General features: G+C 46.2%; 10 protein-coding genes and 1 pseudogene. 2 read left to right on the forward strand and 9 right to left on the reverse strand.

Annotation, left to right across the window (positions count from 1 at the left end; all coding sequences use genetic code 11):
- Window positions 1-221: 221 nt before the first annotated feature.
- Entirely contained in the window at window positions 222-407 is a 186-nt protein-coding gene (locus tag ABHN01_RS17735; RefSeq protein ID WP_429876617.1) for a hypothetical protein, read from the reverse strand.
- A gap of 93 nt (window positions 408-500) precedes the next feature.
- Here ABHN01_RS17735 and ABHN01_RS17740 point away from each other — a divergent pair, with 93 nt between their 5' ends.
- Entirely contained in the window at window positions 501-2,057 is a 1,557-nt protein-coding gene (locus ABHN01_RS17740) for an ABC-F family ATP-binding cassette domain-containing protein (protein ID WP_429876618.1), read from the forward strand.
- 45 nt (window positions 2,058-2,102) lie between these two features.
- Here ABHN01_RS17740 and ABHN01_RS17745 read toward each other — a convergent pair whose 3' ends face one another.
- From ABHN01_RS17745 to pheA, 4 genes are all read right to left on the reverse strand, one after another.
- Window positions 2,103-3,914: a Xaa-Pro dipeptidyl-peptidase gene (locus ABHN01_RS17745; protein WP_429876619.1), complete on the reverse strand. Its 1,812-nt coding sequence runs from the start codon at window positions 3,912-3,914 to the stop codon at window positions 2,103-2,105.
- Between the two features lie 210 nt (window positions 3,915-4,124).
- A complete protein-coding gene (locus ABHN01_RS17750; protein ID WP_429876643.1) occupies window positions 4,125-5,234 on the reverse strand; it encodes an endonuclease in 1,110 nt (369 codons plus the stop codon).
- Between the two features lie 200 nt (window positions 5,235-5,434).
- Window positions 5,435-6,409: a DUF1835 domain-containing protein gene (locus ABHN01_RS17755; RefSeq protein WP_429876620.1), complete on the reverse strand. Its 975-nt coding sequence runs from the start codon at window positions 6,407-6,409 to the stop codon at window positions 5,435-5,437.
- Between the two features lie 32 nt (window positions 6,410-6,441).
- The gene (gene pheA, locus ABHN01_RS17760) at window positions 6,442-7,266 is read right to left on the reverse strand and encodes a prephenate dehydratase (RefSeq protein WP_429876621.1); all 825 of its coding nucleotides are present in this window, start codon (window positions 7,264-7,266) and stop codon (window positions 6,442-6,444) included.
- A gap of 269 nt (window positions 7,267-7,535) precedes the next feature.
- On the opposite strand from pheA, the gene ABHN01_RS17765 reads away from it, so the two are divergent.
- Window positions 7,536-9,212, forward strand: coding sequence for a M14 family metallopeptidase (locus ABHN01_RS17765; protein WP_429876622.1), 1,677 nt, complete (start codon window positions 7,536-7,538; stop codon window positions 9,210-9,212).
- Window positions 9,213-9,484: 272 nt separating this feature from the next.
- On the opposite strand, the gene ABHN01_RS17770 is transcribed toward ABHN01_RS17765, so the two are convergent.
- The 4 genes and pseudogenes from ABHN01_RS17770 to ABHN01_RS17785 form a co-directional block, all read right to left on the reverse strand.
- Complete coding sequence (locus ABHN01_RS17770) at window positions 9,485-11,776, reverse strand: ATP-dependent DNA helicase (RefSeq protein ID WP_429876623.1); 2,292 nt, start codon at window positions 11,774-11,776, stop codon at window positions 9,485-9,487.
- Window positions 11,777-11,839: 63 nt separating this feature from the next.
- A complete protein-coding gene (locus ABHN01_RS17775; RefSeq protein ID WP_429876624.1) occupies window positions 11,840-13,099 on the reverse strand; it encodes an ATP-binding protein in 1,260 nt (419 codons plus the stop codon).
- A 134-nt stretch (window positions 13,100-13,233) separates the two neighbouring features.
- A complete protein-coding gene (locus ABHN01_RS17780; RefSeq protein WP_429876625.1) occupies window positions 13,234-15,693 on the reverse strand; it encodes an alpha-amylase family glycosyl hydrolase in 2,460 nt (819 codons plus the stop codon).
- 297 nt (window positions 15,694-15,990) lie between these two features.
- Window positions 15,991-17,856 (reverse strand): annotated as a pseudogene (locus ABHN01_RS17785) (fructose-specific PTS transporter subunit EIIC).
- Window positions 17,857-17,861: the final 5 nt, after the last annotated feature.

Raw genomic sequence — 17,861 nt, forward strand, 5'->3', positions numbered from 1 at the left:
GGAACGCGAAGCAGAATAAAGCAGTGAGTATTTTGTAGTACGAATCAATAAGTAAAAAAGCATCAAACCACGTAGGTTGAACAACGCAACACATTGAAGGAGTCTTGGACCCAAGGCTCCTTTTTTCATGCTTTTTAACGTTCTGCGTTAAAATCGCTTCTCTTCTGCTCCTCTAAGCTCAGTATCCTAAACAAGCAGCCTGCTGGGTTTATCTTCCTCTGCTAATTTTTTGCAAGTGCAATAGCTTCTGACCGGCTTGAGTAAGTGCCGCTCGGTGCTGTATTTTGAATTTTGACGACCAAGCCGTTTTCCCCCTGATTGGGAACCACACTGTAATCATGCATCATGCCGTCCCCCTTTCCCATCATTTCAAGAAAACTTTTCCATTTCACTTCAGCTTGAAACATTCTTAGTAAATTCCCCCATAAAGATTGAGTTCTCCCTGCAATTAATACTATAATCAAATGGTGATCTTAACAAACAAGAAAAGGTGCATATAGATGAGTGTTTTAACCGTAAAAAACTTAAGCCACGGCTTTGGTGACCGTGCGATTTTTAATGATGTCTCCTTCCGTCTCCTAAAAGGAGAACACATCGGATTGATCGGAGCAAATGGTGAAGGAAAATCCACCTTCATGAACATTATCACCGGCAAGCTGCAGCCAGACGAAGGTAAAGTAGAATGGGCAAAAAAAGTGCGTGTTGGCTACCTTGATCAGCACACAGTCCTTCAGCAGGGAATGACCATTCGCGATGTGCTGAAAAGTGCGTTTCAATACCTTTTTGATGTTGAAAACGAAATGAACGGCATGTACGAAAAAATGGGGGAAGCGACACCTGAAGAGCTAGAAAAACTTTTGGAGGATGTTGGTGTTCTTCAAGACACGTTAACAAATAACGATTTTTATGTAATTGACGCAAAGGTAGAAGAGATCGCTCGCGGACTCGGTCTAGAAGATATCGGCCTTGACCGTGACGTACATGACCTGTCAGGCGGGCAGCGTACAAAGGTTCTTTTGGCAAAGCTGTTGCTTGAAAAGCCTGAGATCCTTTTGCTGGATGAGCCGACGAACTACTTGGATGAACAGCATATCGAGTGGCTGAAGCGCTACCTTCAGGAATATGAAAATGCATTTGTTTTAATTTCGCATGATATTCCGTTCTTGAACAGTGTGATCAACTTGATCTATCACATGGAAAATCAAGAGCTTAACCGCTATGTAGGAGACTACAATAACTTCCAGCACATTCACGAAGCGAAAAAACAGCAGCTGGAAGCAGCTTTCAAACGCCAGCAGCAGGAAATTTCCGAGCTGAAGGATTTTGTTGCGAGAAATAAAGCTCGTGTTTCCACTCGAAACATGGCGATGTCCCGCCAAAAAAAGCTGGATAAAATGGAGGTCATCGAGCTGGCCAAGGAAAAACCAAAGCCTGAATTCAATTTCAAGGAAGCCCGTACCTCAGGAAAAATGATCTTTGAAACAAAAAATCTCGTAATTGGATATGACGAACCGTTATCCCGCCCGCTTGATCTAAGAATGGAACGGGGCCAAAAGATTGCGCTTGTCGGAGCGAATGGTATCGGAAAAACAACATTGCTTCGCAGTATTCTGGGTGAAATCAAGCCGATCTCCGGTTCTGTAGAACGAGGCGAATATCTGCATATTGGATACTTTGAGCAGGAGATCAAAAGCAATAACAATAATACGTGTATTGACGAGGTTTGGAGCGAGTTTCCTTCTTTCAACATGCATGAGGTCCGTGCCGCTCTCGCAAAATGCGGCCTGACCACCAAGCATATTGAAAGCAAAGTACAGGTACTCAGCGGAGGAGAAAAAGCAAAAGTCCGTCTCTGCAAGCTGATCAATAACGAAACGAACCTCCTTGTTCTGGATGAGCCGACCAACCATTTGGATGTCGATGCTAAGGACGAACTGAAACGGGCGTTAAAGGCCTACAAAGGAAGTATGCTGCTGATCTCCCACGAACCGGAATTTTACCGTGAGGTCGTTACTGAAGTGTGGAACTGCGAAGACTGGACGACAAAAGTGTTTTAATGCTTTTAAAAAGCCTGCTGTACAGGACAGCAGGCTTTTTTGGTTTCACCATTGAAGCGAATGGCTACCTCCAGTCACAGGGAGAATCAGCTCGCTCTTTTGCGGCTCCACAGTAATTTTAGTCCCTGACTTGGGACGAAGGGTATAGTTGTAATCACTGGACAGCAGGACCAATCCTAATTTGTGGCCCGCCTGTACCACATAGTCATCCGGCTGAAGGCTCCACTCCAATGCGTACGATTTTCCAGGAGTGAGAGCCTGTGACCGGGACTCTGAACGGAGATTTTGTGGATCCAGCCATCCACGTGTTACTATCTCGGTCTTTTCAGGCCCGTAATCAACGAGTAATGCTGTCAGGTTCGCAACGGGACGGTCGATGCTTGCACGGATGCTCACTTTCGGTGTTCCGCTAATACGGACATTCTTTTCTAACTGTGGTGTTACATATGCGAGTCGGTTAGCCGAATCTGTTTCCGGATTCAATACAAGGTCTTCTGCTTTTTGCTGCGCATCATCAAAGATGGTTTGCCGCTCTTTTTGTTTATGACGGCCAGGCTTTTTGCTGAGCGTTTTCGGCTGAAGATACAGCTCCACCTGTTTCGTACTCCTAGCCGGCCAGCTGCTCTCAGTATCCCAATGTTTGTCTTCACGCTGAATGTCTACTGCTGGCTCTTCCATGACGTCATTTTTTACGTTGTACAGCCAGTAATCAAACCATTTGTTTAACGTCGGCAGCCATACATCTCTTCTGAAACTGTAGGGGTTGGCATGTCCCCCTTGATGAAGCCAAAGCTTGCGGGGTACATGGTTTTGTCCGAGCGCTTCCCACCATTGTGCGAATTGCTTTGTCTTCACATTCCAGTCGTTCAACCCGTGAACGACAAAGACGCTAGCCTTGACTTGATCGGCATTTTTCACATAATCTCTGTGTGACCAGTATTTATTGTAATCCCCTGTCTTTCGATCCTGTCCTACTGTCAGTTCTTTCATCACATCTCTGCAGGCTTCCGGATTTTCCCGAGTCAAAATCGCTTCAGCCATGTTGTCTGTATCCTCGCCAGGGTATCCGCCAGGAGCGATGACAGCACCATTTCCTCTGTAATAATCGTACCAGCTGCTGATGGCCGCAATCGGTACGATGGTTTTCAGACCTTTCACACCGGTTCCCGCTACAGCGTTTGGAAGGGTTCCATTGTACGATACACCGGTCATTCCGACGTTGCCTGTACTCCAATCTGCCTTTACTTCTTTTCCGTCGGAGGTATATGCCTTCGCTCTCCCGTTCAGCCAGTCAATGACTGCTTTCGTTCCTTCAATCTCCCGTTCGTCCCCTGTTGTCGGACAGCCGCCGGACAACCCGGTACCAATGCTTTCCGCAAGCACGACCCCATATCCTCTTGGGACGAAATAATCATCATAGTAACCCGGGAGGTTTCCGGCACTGCCTACGGCAAAAGGTTTCCCCTTATGATTTCCTTGACCGCTCTTCTTCGGTACTGCATAGAGCTCCGTATTCACATCATAAACAGGTACATCTTCCAGCCCTGCACGGTATGGGCTCATTTCATAAATAGCCGGAACCTTAAGCCCCTCTTCTGTTTCCTTTGGACGGATGATATCCGCATGGACCCGGTCACGCTTCCCATCTCTGTCACTATCAAACTTCGTTTCTATAAATACCTTTTCAGTAACAGCCTCGTCCAGCGAATAGACGGGCTGCGTCATCCCATCTTTGATGACGGGATTCTGCACAACCTTTGTCTTGTTATGTAGGTTGTTGTCTGGCACACCTGCCCCCATCATGATTGGGAGCAATAATGCAGAACATAATGTGAGAGAAAGCGGCCTTTTCAGCAATGGATCTCCTCCTTTTTAATAAAAGATATAAATTTTCATGCTGTTATCTAATGATAACTGAAAATTTTGTTAAATTTTGCAAATATATAACAAACACAGATAAAACAGTAAATTATTACTAACCTATACTTCTCCGACTCTGCAACTAACGTCCTATTACATAAAAAAAGCCGGTTCACCGAGGTGAACCAGCTTTTTTGTGAAAGCAGATTATTGCCAGATAGCTGCCGCATATTCCGGATGATCGATAAAAGGGTTGCGGTTGTGCTGATAATTATTGTAGATCACATCGTTGCGGCGGCGCTCAAAGCTGTCAACTGGATCTTGCTGATTCCACTGAAAAAGCACTGACATTTTTCCGATATAAGGTGCTGATCCGTTGCTCACACTGTTGTTCATCTCCAGATCAGGTTCGCCGCTGTCTCCTTCGTAACGGACGGCCATATAGAAGATCATTCGGGCAACATCTCCTTTAACCGCATCGCGCGGTTCCCATGAATCACTGTCCGAGTAGTTGCCTCTTGCTTCTGCATTTTCTGTACCGCCATTATCAAAATCAAGATTTCCACGGTCACTGTTTACGGAAACATCCGCGGGACGTAAATGATGAAGGTCTGTTCCAGGCCCCATGCCTGTTCCAAAATCCCCATGCGATTTTGCCCAAACATGCTCCCTGTTCCAATCGTTCACACCTGAACCGTTTGCTGTTTTACTTTGTGAACGGCCAGTATACAGCAAAATAACGTTACTGGTGTTGTTCGGGTCTTCATCCGTATGGCGGAGGGCATTCCAGACTGCATCGTAGGAAAGCTCCGTGTGATCATTAATAATATTATGAAGCGCACTTTTTAAAGCCGCACCGGTTTTCCCCTGGGCATTGTCATAATAAGATCCCGTATCAGAAGCCGGCGGTTCTGATGGTGTGCCTTCGCCTCCAGTTGTCATATTGGTTACATTTTTAATGCCGGCATGAGAGAAGTAAGACGTTAAATTTCCAGTTACTTTTATCTGGGTTCCTTTTAGGGCTGGATGCGACTGAAGCCCAAATTGCGAACGGTAAGAAGAAGGAATCTGCACATAAACCATTTTGGAAGTGTTCGTTTCTCCTGCCGTATCAGCTAAAGCAAGTGCATAATCGTTAGGATAATTGCTTGTAACTACGGTCGATGCAGCAGTCGGCTGGCCTGTTATATAGCCCTGAACCGTTTTCAAATTGTTGTTTTGATTAGAGATAGCCTGTGAAACAGTGTACGGAGATGAAGCCGATCCGTCTCCTGCTGCATTTAGTAAAGGAAGAAAGGCGAAACTTCCAATCACCATTGTTGAGACAAGTGAAAACAGAAAGGCGAGCCTGAAGCTTCTCACCGGCTTTGTTCTCATAGTAAAACCCTCCCCTGCTCATTTTTTATCCATGAAGCACAATGAGTATCGTATAGTTTGATCTTAACCGGCATGGTTAATTACATCTTACAGAAATGTAAAACATTCACATAGATACTAAAGGAGGGTTTATTTCGAGATCATCTCTGTCTCTCTTGCGTGTTTATTAGGTTTTGTCCGTCCCATCGCCATGTTCCCCGCTCGTTGTAAACACCGCCAAGCCACCAATCAGCTGATGTATAATCAAAACGGTCTTCCCTTTCCATTAACACTTCAATTCCTTCATATGTCAGCTCGATCACAGCATCCTCAGGTTCGATATTGTACCGCGGCAGTGTTCCTTCTGTCCGTTTAATAAGCGGTTTCGGACCTTTTTTCACCTGGTCGAGCAAAGCGGCGAAATGAAGGTCGCTCAATCCGTCATCCAGACGCTGGCCACTGACCTTATGAAACAGCTCATGAAACGAAGTGATGCCATCATACATGTACTGAAAAGCCTGCTCTTCCACCTGGTTCAGACCGTTTTTTAAAGAAGGATAATAGTCCAAGTGACGCTTCATGGCCCTTTTTGCAAAAGGCAGCTGGCAATTGGTTTGATGAAGCCATCCTGTAAGATCAAGCGGATTTGATGAGGAATAGGCGTCCCATCCCCCCGCTCCCTCTTTAACCTGCTCTGTGGTGATGGGTACCCGGTGCTCTTCCAGGCTGGCAAGCTGCACTTCTGAAAGCTGGCCAAGCCCAAAGAACGGTTCAATTCCCGGATAGGAATCGGTTGTTACCATGTATAATGTGTGAAGTCCGAGTGAATCGAGTAACTTCAGCAAGTACATCAGCATGGTTTGGTCGTATCGGTCATGCTCAAACCAGAGAGTAATCTCCGTTTCCTTTGGGAGTTTACCCAACCGGCTTTCCTGCCAACGGCAGTTCTGAAGAAAAATCTCCGCGGGGACTCCCATTTTGCGTTCAAAGAATTCTGCTCGGTTCTTAACCTTTTTCCCATCCATATCGGCTGATACAGGGCCCAGGTCATACATCTCCCTCCAGACGATCACTTCTCCATCAAGAGGTTTGAGCTTGTTGCCCGTTATATCTCCGTTTGCAATATGAACCTTCATGAAATCCCCCTTATCGTAAAGCGGTTTCGTTTTTAGTCCAGTTTTGTTGCGGTAAAGCTTCCTAATACGTTCACTTCGTGGCCATACGTCTGCAGGACGGCAATGGCTTTTTGGATGGATGGATGAACAGAGCTAAGCCCCGCCTCCAGGAAAAATTGATAGGTTCCCAATTTCTTTTTTGTCGGCCGTGATTCGATCCATGTCAAATTGATATTGAGTGCAGAAAAGACATTGAGGATCGCAGACAGGACCCCTGTATACTCATCGCTTGGTGTAACCTGAAGCATCGTTTTTGCCGCGTTTTCCAACGGGGTTTTGTCTTTTGATACAATAACGAACCGGGTCTGGTTCTCAAAGCTTTCCTCTATATTGCGCTTAATCGGCTGCAGACCAAAAAGATCACCCGCATACTCAGACGCTACAGCAGCAACATCGCGGCGGTCCGTATTCCTGATGGCCTGTGCTGCAGAAGCCGTACTGTCAAAATGGCGGCTCTTTACTTTTAATTCCCTGAGGTACTCCCTGCACTGAGCGAGAGCAGGGGGAATCGACCATACTTCTTTAATGTCCTCCAGCCGTGTATCCGCAGCTGCGAGCAGATGGAGGGATACAGGAAGAATAGCTTCTCCCTCGATATAAAGGTCGTGGACAAGAAGGCTGTCCACCGTCATTGTAATGGTCCCTTCAATCGCATTTTCAATCGGGGCAATTCCTTTATCAGCCAGCCCCTCACCCACCGCGTCAAGCACTTCAGGAACCGAATAACACATCTGCCATTCGATGTCATGTCCTTTAAAATACCGGTGAGCTGCTTCCTCGGAAAATGTGCCATGAGGTCCTAAATATGCCACTTTCATGTTCAAAAACTCCTCTTTTGCCGTTTCTCTAACTGAAACTTTTCTGAGGATTATACCATGTGGTGCCAGGCACCGCAATTACACAAGTATGTAAAAGCGGTGCCTGGCACCATATGTCATAGGTCCAATCGCTCAGCTTTGCGACATTTCCTCCTACGGTGTTGGTAGTTATCTCCTGTTTTCCCCTTGAGCAGTACGAATCGTTTACACTCCTGCTTTTATGTATGTTATTTATTGAATAATCAAAAAATTATTTTCAGGAGGTTATTATGAAAAATGTCTTCCGTTCTGCTTCTTTTGTAATGGCAATGACACTTGCCGCAGGTATCTTCTGTTCACCTGCCCCGCTCAAAGCGGCCGCTGCGGATGAAACGGAGAGTTTCACGCCTTACTACGGTTACGGTCCCAGCTATGTTCAGCCCAGCAGCATCTCCTATCTCTTCCCGAAGCCAGCTGAACAATTCTCCACACCTGCCTTTGAAAAGGGACGACTCCCCTTTACTTCCCAGGAAGAAATGCTCTCCTTTATTAAGAAGCTCGACAACAAAAATAAGTATGTGACACTAAAAAGCATCGGCAAGTCCATGGAGGGCCGTGATCTGCCTATTCTGTTCTTCAGCAAAGATAATCCTGACAAAATTAAGAACAACAAAAAGAAGCCCCTGATCTGGATTCAGGGACAAATTCACGGAAACGAACCCGCTGCCGGTGAATCGGTTCTTGTCACCGCTCAGAAGCTGGCCCAGGGCAAGATGGGTAATGTTCTGGACAAAGTAAACGTCGCCATTGTGCCCCGTGTTAACCCAGATGGCTCCTACTACTTCAAACGGCAGATTGCGACCAACCTTGACGCAAACCGCGACTACATGAAAGTCGAATATCCAGAGGTACAAGCAGTACATAGAGCGGTCAATGAATATAAGCCTGATGTGGTCCTGGATGCCCATGAGTATACTGTAAATTCTCCCCTCTTCAAAAAGTTTGGAGAGCAGGGCTCTGTTTCATCTTATGATCTGTTGATCTCTTCAGCAAAAAACTTGAATATTCCAGAGCAGCTGAGGAAAACATCGGACAATCTGGTTCTTAACAAGGTCAATCAGGCCCTCGATCAAAAGAAATTATCACATCACGATTATTACACACTGGATACGGATGATGACGGCCAGCTTGTCGCAACGGAAGGAAGCACAGAAACCCGCATCGGAAGAAACGCACTAGGGTTAAAGAACACGCTCACCTATTTGATCGAGACCAGGGGCATCAATATCGGCCGGGCTGATTTTAACCGTCGAGTCTACGCACAGGCCACCGCACAGGAAAACTTTATTAAAACGACCGCAGCCTACTCCAGTAAAATAAAAACACTGGTCACAAATGCAACACGGGATGTCGTGGATAAAGGCAATAAAGCCAACGATAAAGATTCGATCGTCGTAAAAAGCGAGAACAAACGGGTTCCTGGCCAGCAGCTTGAAGTGGTGGATCTTGCTCAAGCAAAAAAAGTAAACATCCCGATCGTTTGGGAAGACTCTACCGAGGCCTACCCAACACTGGAAAGAGAGCGTCCGACAGCCTACATCATGCCGCCGGCTTACCACAGCATTGCCCGGAAACTCGAATTGCTCGGGGTTCACGTGCAGAAGCTGCAAAAGCCAGCTTCCAAATCGGTTGAGCGTTACAAAGTAACCGGCAAAAAAGTGTCCACCACTCTCGAGAATGGGCACTATACGAATGAAGTAACGACAGATGTGAAGGAAACCGTCCGCTCCTTCCCTGCTGGCAGCTACGTGTTCAGCATGGCGCAGCCGAACGCCAACTTTATTGCGCTTGCCCTTGAACCTGAATCCATCGACAGCTATGTCACCTTTAACTTTATTCCAACGGATGCTGGCGAAGAGCTGCCGATTTACCGCTATATGAGCGATCAGAAACTGAATGCGAGATAACATGAAAAGCACAAGCGCCCTGCTAAGGTCCGACAAGCGCTAGAGCTGTTATCCAACAACACGTTTTTTGTGTTGAGGGATAACAGCGAAGCGACCTCGAGGACCTGGGCGCTGAAGCTGGATACACGAAAAGCTTCAGCACGGCGGAATATCCGCTATGCTGAAGCTTTTATCTTTTGATCTATTTTCGTTTCGTGACCGGAATGCGGGCCACTCCTCACCCGTAGACGAGCAAGCGTCCTCCTCCATTATGTTCAGTTCTTCTTGGCCCGCTAATCTGGCTTCAGGATCGTATAGTCCTGCCATTCATACGGAAGGAGCGCCTGATATTGGCGGGTTAGAAAGCGGTCATCGACAAGAACGATTGTCCCGCGGTCTGATTCGGATCGGATCAGCCTTCCACCAGCCTGCAGCACTTTATTGATTCCTGGATATACATAGGAATAATTATAGCCGTTCTTTCCAAGCGATGAAAAATAATCCTTGATGATATTTCGTTCCAGACCAAGCTGGGGGAGTCCTACCCCCACCACAATGACACCGTTAAGCCGGTCCCCGACAAGGTCCACTCCTTCTGAAAAAATGCCGCCCATCACTGCAAAACCAATAAGAGGTTCCTCCGCATCCGCCTGGAACAATTGTAAAAATTGTTCCCGTTCCTCTTCTGACATGCCAGACGATTGAACTATTGATTTTAAGGGGAATTTTTCATTCAAAAACTGTTCATACACATCAAACATGTATTGATAGGAAGGGAAAAATACAAGAAAGTTGCCTTTATTTTCTCTTACCACCTGATGAATCATTTGTGCGATCGGCTCTCTTGTTCTTTCCCTGTCACGGTATCGTGTGGACAATGGCTGGATGCAGATCTGAAACTGGTCACGTCTGAAGGGAGACGGGATAGCCAGAGCATAATCTTCATCCCGAAAGCCGATCATGTCCTTGTAGTAATCAATCGGCGTAAAAGTAGCCGAAAAGAAGATGCTCGAAAGATAACCTTTGCCCATTTGCTGAAGGAGAACAGAAGGATCCAGGCAGAACATTTTGATCTTCACTTCGCTTCTTTCGTATTCTGCGTATGTGACATACCGGTCATCGTATAGTTTCGAGATGCGGATGAAGCTTTGAGCCGCGAAGTAGGTATCGAGCAGAAGCTGTTGTCCTTCTCCTTGATTCAACAATTCTCTTTCAGCAAGAGCAATAAAGACTTCCAAAAGCTCAATCAGTTGATCGGGTTTGTCTTCCATCACAAGACTTCTCGCTTCCCCGCACCTTTTTTTCACAGAAAGCCCGAAGTCATTGACGGCTTTGGCGGCCTTCTGAAGCTCTGCATTACTCCCTTTATATTCACGTGAAACGTTCAAGAAGGCTGATTTGTGGATTTCTGCAGAAAACATTTCACGGCCCCGGTCGACAAGATTATGGGCTTCATCTACAAGCAAGGCAGTTTTCTTTTTCTGCTCTTCAAAGAAACGCTTTAATGACACTCTCGGATCAAATATATAATTATAATCACAGATTACCACATCTGCCCCATAGGCCAAATCCATGGAAAACTCAAATGGGCAAAGCTGGTGCCTCAGAGCATACTCCTGGATCGTTCTGCGGTTGATCACCGTTTCGTTTTCCAATATATCCAGCACGGCTCCGTTTACACGATCATAATATCCATCTGCAAATTCACAGTAATCTTTTTGGCAGATCGTCTTATCCTTCATACACATTTTATCCTTGGCGGTCAACGTGACAGTATGCAGGCGAAGGCCTTTGTCCTGCATTAGCAAAACAGCTTCTTCAGCTGCCTCTCTCGTGATTGTTTTCGCCGTCAAGTAAAAGAAGCGCTGGAGCAGACCTTCGCCGATTGCTTTAACTGCCGGGAATGTAGTCGACATCGTTTTGCCGATACCCGTCGGCGCCTGGGCAAACAGATTTTTACCTTCTGCGATGGCCGTATAGACTGCCCCTGCCAGTTTCCTTTGTCCTTCACGGTATCGGTCAAACGGAAAGGGCAGTTCTTTAATACTGTAATCCCTTTCCTTCCTATGTCTCACCTGCAGCAGGGCATAAGGGGCGTAAGCCTTTACCGCTTCCTCCAGAAACAGTATGAGCTCATCACGGGAAAATTCTTTTTTAAACCGCTTCTGCTCCTGTGTATCCACCTGTACATAAGTAAGCTGAACCTGGATGTTATCAAGCCCGTGGTCTGAGGCATAGATACAGGCATATACCTTTGCCTGTGCCCAATGGACGGGGTATGTATCTTCCTCAATAGAACTCAGGTCATGTGAAGTGGATTTGATTTCATCGATCGTTACCCGTTCATCAGAAAAAAGCAGGCCGTCACATCGGCCTTCAATGAGAAAAGAAAGGTTGTCCACGACCATCTCTGTATGAACAAATACTTCTTTCTGATCGCATTTTCCATATGACTGCTGTATTTTTTGGTGGGCTTTCGTACCTTCGGCCAGTGTAGTGGCCGTGCGAAAACGCGAATCGATGCTGCCGCTTCGGTAGACGTATTCGACAAGTCCCCTTACAGAAACTTTTACTATGTCCAGCATGTTATCACCATTTCATAAGGTCTCTTAAGAGAAGTGTAACAGAAACAAGAGCATTAGGCCGATTTAATCGTTTTGCACGGTTGGCAGGTGCAAAGTGACTTCAGTCCCCTTGCCAAGCTCGCTTTTAAAGGAAACCCTGCCTTGCATGGATTCTATGATTCTAACAGAAACCGTCGTCCCGAGCCCTGTCCCCTTGTCTTTTGTCGTATAAAAGAGTGTGCCAATTCTTGAAAGCTGCTCTTCTGTCATCCCTTTGCCCGTGTCTGCTACCGTAACGACTGCCTGATCTCCTGACACTGACAGGCTGACCGTAACCGTTCCCCCTGAAGGGGTTGCTTCAATGGCGTTTTTTATAATATTGACGAAAGCCTGCTTCAACTGATTCCGGTCCGTAAACAAAAAAGGTTCAGATTTCAAATCGCTCACTAATTCCACGCCTTGCTTCACAGCCAGCGCATTGAGGAGCAGCATAACATCAGACAGGATTTGTGATATAGAGAAACGCTCGAGTTTTTTAAATTCTGGTTTAGCAAAATTTAAATAGTCGCTGATGATCACTTCGGCACGGCCCAATTCGCTTAACACAAGAGGAATATAAGGATGGTTGTCTGCTTTATCGTCCCGTTGCATGAGCTGAAGGAATCCCTTTACTACGGTAAGAGGATTTCTTACTTCATGGGCAATCGAAGCAGCAAGCTCCCCCAGCGTGTTCAGCTTTTCGGCCCTCTCAATCTCATTCTTCATCAATGACCGTTCAATGACCAGTTCATACAGCTTGGCTGCTGTTCCGACAGCTAATACTTGAATGATTCCAAAGATAAGCACATGGGAAAGCGATTGTGCAAACTCCTCGTTCGTTTCGCCGTAATAATAGAACGTGTAAGAAAACAGGATCATGATTTGAACAAAAGACGGCCACACTCCCATCAGCATGGCGTTCTTTACCCTTTTTGCAGGAGAGAGCTCTATAAATTTACTGCAATAGAAATAAAGAACTGCTGCGGCCAGAACGATACCGCTCAGTGCAAAAACAAGCGCGTCACCTCCCACAACCGTTCTTGCCACAAAGATGAACCCGAAAACCATTCCTCCTGCCGATCTTCCACCGTATAAAAAGGCAATGACCAATGGGACATAGCGAAGATCCCAATACAGGCTGCCTTCATAGAAGGCGAAAACTACACACAATATCGCAGATAAAGAATGAAGCATGCCTGTGAAATAAGGAGATTGTCCGATCGGACGCTTTTCAAAAAAAAAGCTTAACAGCAAAATCGGAGCCAGAACAATCAACACATGTAAAAGGAGTTTTTCCGTCAGCATCAGTTTATCTCCCAACGAGTTTGTTATCCTATAATTACGACAGGAAGTTACTTTCCCCTGCCAAATAGTGAGAAAATCGTCCTATATCGCAGCAAAAAAGGCCGCCTATTGGAAAAGGGGGGCGGCCTTTATCATCAGGATGCTTTTTTCTTAACGCTCTTCTTTCCTTTTACCACTTCAAAGATCTGAATCGATCCTCCTTTTGAATCGATCGTTAGATCATCTTTCTTTCCAGGCCCGATCACGTCCTTTTTATCCCAAACATTCCTTAATACAAGGTCATGCCCATGATCAAATGACTTTTTCAATGTTACTTTTTCTTCATTTCCATTATTTAGAACGACAAGGAAGCGGTCATGTTTATTGCTTCTTTCAAATACGATGACTTGATCGTCTGAGTACCACTCCTTGTACTTGCCGGTACGGAGGGCGGGCTCATCGTTTCTCAGCTTGATCAATTTTTTGTAGTACTGCTTTAAAGAAGTGTTTTGATGCGCTTTATCCCATGGCATCATCTCCCGGAAGTAGCGGTCCTTATAATCATCAACCGTGCTATGGTCCTTGCTTTGCGATAAACCAACCTCTGTCCCATAGTAGATGATAGGTGCTCCCGGAAGTGTAAATTGTGCCGCAGCTGCCTGCTTCAGTTTATTCACATCCCCGCCTGACTCGAATAGAAAGCGAGGCATATCATGGTTGTCGAGGAACGTGCCCATCACATATTCACGGTTGTATGTCTGTTCGTTTAAGCGGACCGCCTCACTAAGTTCATGCATGGATTGTCCTTTGGCAAACACATCAAGCAATGCTCCCTGCATCGGGAAGTCCAGAGCACCGTCCAGCTTGCCGGAGTATGTGTTGATCTTTTCACGGCTGTCCCATACTTCTCCATAGATAAAAGCATTCGGCTTCAGATTTTTAACCGCATGCCTGAAATCCACCCAGAAGCTGTAGCTTGGCCCTTTTGCATAATCCAGGCGGAAGCCGTCAAAGCCAAGCTCATTCAGCCAGAAAGGAACGACTTTATCCATCATGTAGCTGCGGGTCGCCGGATTGTCGTTATTTAACTCCGGCAGTTCGGTTACACCGTAAAACGTTTTGTATTCCGTTGGCCATTTCGTAAACGTGTACCAGTTGTAATATGGGCTTGTTGTTCCATTGTTCAAAGCGTCCTGGAAGAACGGATGCTGAATGGACGTATGGTTCGGCACCAGATCGTAGACGACTTTCATGCCCTTTTTGTGCGCCTCTTTAATAATGTCCTTCATGAGCTTGTTCGTTCCAAAACGCGGATCGATTTTTAAATAGTCTGCCGGATGATAACCATGGGAGTAAGGCCCATTGAAAACCGGAGAAATCCAGATCGTATTGACTCCTAAATCCTTGATATAGCTGATCTTATCTTTAACGCCCTGAAGGTCGCCGCCCATCCATCCCTTTAAACGCTCGTCATAGGAAAGATCAGGATCCACCGGTTCATTGTTCTTCGGATTTCCATCCATAAAACGATCAACAAAAACATGATAGATAGAAGCATTTTTCGCCCATTCAGGAGACTGATAGTCATCTATATAATAAGCAAATTCTGTTGCGTCCTCAGGTTGGATGCTGTTCGTGTCAGCAAACTGTGAACCATCTCCCGCCGTGCTCCATACATCCATTTTATATTTTACTCTCGTGTTGTCTTTTTGTTTTGGGATGACTCCTGTTAGAACGGATTTATACAATCCGCCCCCGAGGCTCGTTTTGGAAACAGCATACATCGGCACAAACATTCCGTGCGTTGCCAATCCTCTTTTTCCTGATGGAGCCGACCCATCCGTAGTATAGTAGATTCCGCCTTTATTGACCGGTCCATAATGTTCTACTGTCGTTTTGACCGTTACGTTATCCTTATGGTCCGGAATAAACGGCTGATAATTGAAATCGTGCGTGACATTCTTGGCAACCGGCACTGCGGTCCATTTTTCTACTTCATCGTTCACCGGCTGGCCGGCTTCTGTGAAGACAGCGGTACGGGGCTCGCTTCTTACCTCTTTAAACTTTGCATCACCAAGCGCATAATAATAACTGAACGACTGGCCGGGTTCCCCAGTCAGCTCGATGCTGTACTTCTGTTCCCCTGCTTTTTTGAGGCTGGATACAGAATAGTTATAACTGTTCAGGCTTGTTCCTGCCGTTATGTTTGCCCAGTCTGGGGTAGATTTCGGAACCGTCAGATTAAGGGTTACTTTGCCTTTCCCTTCCAAGAGATTAATATCCACCTTTCTCTCTTCATCCGGATGAAAAACGAAAACATAGCTGCCCGTCTGTGGCGGAGTGAATTCAAGATTGCCCCCATCCATCCACTGTCCATCTCTTACGTACTTAAATTCAAGCTTGCTCCCTCCAGTAAGCGGAATAGGGTTGCTTTTCCATGTCCCGTCCTGCTGCAGAGCCAGCGGATTGTTGTCTGAACCCCAATCCAAAGGAGGCAAACTTCCCCTTATCACCACTTTTTGATAGCTGCTTGCAGCAGCGGATGCAGGAAGCTGAACCCATATGATCCCTAAAAGCAGCACCAGTGACATTAATATGCCTAATCCCTTTTTCAACTAGACTCCTCCTTTTGAGCAGTTTGTGTAACTTATGCAAACGCTTTCATAAATCTTTAATAAAAGTGTATCCGGGATGACAGAATTATGCAATAACTATCTCAAAAAAAAAGACTGGCCCGCACGCCTGCGTGATGTGCATGTATCGCCAAATCTCCATAAAAAGGGCGGTACTCAATGGTAATTAAACAGTTGTTTAAGACAAAATCAGATAGAGTATTTGGAACAGAACAGGCTTATCGTACTAGCAAAAACAATAAAAAGCAGCACACCTTAGACAGGTGTGCTGCACGTCGGTTATCCGATCTGCTCCAATAATTCATACGCTTCATCCACAGTTTGAACATTCAATAATTGGTTTCTGAAAGCTTCGTCCATAAGCTTGATAGAAAGCATCTGCAGAATCTTCAAATGTTCATTTCCTGCACTTTCTTCAGGTACAGCAATCATAAAGACCAACTGGGCGTTATCTCCATCCACACTGTTCCAGCCTACACCAGCCCGGCTAAGCCCGAATGCGACTCTCGGAGCAGTAACAGCTTTTGATTTCCCATGAGGGATCGCAACCTTAAAACCAATGCCTGTGCTTCCTTCCTTCTCGCGCTTCTCAATCGCTTTTTTAAACTTACGCTTGGATTTCAAAGCATCCGACTGATCCAGCTTTTCGATCATATGGTCGATCACTTCATTTTTTGTTGAAGCTTTCAAGTCGATATCTACAAGATCTTTACTCATTAATTCGGTAAGTTTCATGCTTTCCACTCCTTGTTAGGCTACGTTTTTCTTTACAGAATTGACTAAGAGAGCTGTTACGAAAACACCCGCTACTATGCCGATAAAGTACATGAGTGGATGGCTGATGGCGCCAAGCACCGCAACAATCGGCCCACCATGAGGGACATTGTTTCCGACATGGCCGAGCATGGCAATCGTAGAAGCGACCATCGATCCAGCCATAATACTTGGAATAACTCGCAGCGGATCTTTAGCCGCAAACGGGATGGCTCCTTCTGTGATTCCAACGAGCCCCATCGCCAATGCTGCTTTCCCGGCTTCCTGTTCGGCTTTTTCATATTTTTTCTTGTTAAGCAATGTCGCGAGTCCCATTCCAAGCGGCGGAACACAAATCGCTGCCGCAATCGCGCCCATGATATGAACATTGCCCTGTCCGATCATACTTGCTCCAAAAAGGAACGCTACTTTATTCACCGGGCCGCCCATATCAAAGGAGATCATGGCGCCGAGGATCAGTGCAAGAATGATGCTTGAAGCGCCCTGCATGCCATTCAGGAAAGCGGTAAGCCAATCCATCAGGCTGGCGATTGGTGCTCCGACTACAAAAATAAACAAACTGGCAACAACGATGGATGCAAGTAAAGGGATAACCAGGATTGGCATAATGGGCTGGATGACTCTTGGAACGCTCCAGGATTTGATCCACTTGGCGATATAACCAGCGACAAAGCCAGCAAGGATACCCCCGAGGAACCCTGCACCTGCTTCACTTCCATAGAAGCTTCCATTGGCTGCGATATACCCGCCGATCATCCCTGGAGCAAGCCCCGGACGGTCAGCAATACTCATGGCAATGAAACCAGCCAGAATCGGAACCATGAACGTAAAACCTGCTGAACCTACATCCATGATCTGCTTCCAAACCGAATCTTTCGGAATTTGGAGCCCGCTGTCCGTCGGGTGTCCCCCGATGGCCAAGGACAAAGCAATGAGCAGCCCTCCAACCGCAACAAATGGGATCATATAGGAAACACCATTCATCAAGTGGCGGTAAAAGGGATTCTGCTTATCTTTTCGTTCCTGTTTTACTTCATTGATGGATTTCATGTCACCCTTATACTCCGGCACATCACCGGTTTCAAAACGCCGGATGAGCTCCTGTGCTTTATGAATTCCATCCTGCACACCAGTGACGAGCACCTTTTTGCCAACAAAACGGCTTTTCTCGACCGCTTTATCTGCAGCTATAATAATGCCGTCGGCTTCCCGGATCTCGTCGGCGGTGAATTCATTTTCCACCCCGATGGATCCTTGTGTTTCGACCTTTATTTCAACTCCTAATTCCTCGGCCCCCTTACGCAGGCTCTCAGCAGCCATATACGTATGAGCGATTCCATTAGGACACGAAGTAATTCCTAATAACTTCATTTTCC

The organism is Fictibacillus sp. NRS-1165 (assembly GCF_050468105.1).
GTDB lineage: Bacteria > Bacillota > Bacilli > Bacillales > Fictibacillaceae > Fictibacillus_C > Fictibacillus_C terrinigri.

What these genes read in the sequence shown, in the direction of transcription:
- ABHN01_RS17750 (WP_429876643.1), bottom strand. Translation starts at nt 5,234, where the DNA reads ATGGTGATTGGAAGTTTCGCCTTTCTTCCTTTACTAAATGCAGCAGGA.
- ABHN01_RS17770 (WP_429876623.1), bottom strand. Translation starts at nt 11,776, where the DNA reads ATGCTGGACATAGTAAAAGTTTCTGTAAGGGGACTTGTCGAATACGTC.
- ABHN01_RS17755 (WP_429876620.1), bottom strand. Translation starts at nt 6,409, where the DNA reads ATGAAGGTTCATATTGCAAACGGAGATATAACGGGCAACAAGCTCAAA.
- ABHN01_RS17775 (WP_429876624.1), bottom strand. Translation starts at nt 13,099, where the DNA reads ATGCTGACGGAAAAACTCCTTTTACATGTGTTGATTGTTCTGGCTCCG.
- pheA (WP_429876621.1), bottom strand. Translation starts at nt 7,266, where the DNA reads ATGAAAGTGGCATATTTAGGACCTCATGGCACATTTTCCGAGGAAGCA.
- ABHN01_RS17735 (WP_429876617.1), bottom strand. Translation starts at nt 407, where the DNA reads ATGTTTCAAGCTGAAGTGAAATGGAAAAGTTTTCTTGAAATGATGGGA.
- ABHN01_RS17740 (WP_429876618.1), top strand. Translation starts at nt 501, where the DNA reads ATGAGTGTTTTAACCGTAAAAAACTTAAGCCACGGCTTTGGTGACCGT.
- ABHN01_RS17765 (WP_429876622.1), top strand. Translation starts at nt 7,536, where the DNA reads ATGAAAAATGTCTTCCGTTCTGCTTCTTTTGTAATGGCAATGACACTT.